The organism is Helicobacter pylori SA213A (assembly GCF_000476275.1).
GTDB classification, from domain to species: Bacteria; Campylobacterota; Campylobacteria; order Campylobacterales; family Helicobacteraceae; genus Helicobacter; species Helicobacter pylori_CL.
In genome coordinates this window covers 1-485 of record NZ_CBOM010000070.1, presented here as the reverse complement: position 1 = coordinate 485, position 485 = coordinate 1, and the positions used below count along the sequence as shown (strand labels likewise).

Sequence of the window (485 nt, the reverse complement as noted above, 5' to 3'; positions counted from 1 at the left end):
AGCATCGCCCATTTTGGCACTCAAACCGAGCAGATAGATCAAGCGGTCAATATCGCTGACACTTTGGTGAATTTCAAATCCCGATACAATGAATTAGGCAACACCTACAACAGCATCACCACCGCGCTCTCTAGCATCCCTAACGCTCAATCTTTGCAAAATGCGGTGAGCAAAAAGAACAACCCTTATAGCCCGCAAGGCATACAAGAGAACTTCTACCTTAACCAAAACACTTATAACCAAGTCCAAACGATTAACCAAGAGTTAGGCCGAAACCCCTTTAGGAAAATGGGCATCGTCAGTTCTCAAACCAACAACGGCGCGATGAACGGGATCGGTATCCAAGTGGGCTACAAACAATTCTTTGGCCAAAAAAGAAGATGGGGTGCAAGGTATTATGGCTTCTTTGATTACAACCATGCGTTCATCAAATCCAGCTTTTTCAACTCGGCTTCTGACGTGTGGACTTATGGCTTTGGAGCGGA

At 45.4% G+C, this 485-nt stretch carries 1 protein-coding gene; it reads left to right on the top strand.

Annotated features, from left to right (window positions below; genetic code table 11):
* A partial coding sequence (locus QT74_RS07940; protein ID WP_033765937.1) for an outer membrane beta-barrel protein occupies positions 1-485 on the top strand: 485 nt, incomplete at both ends.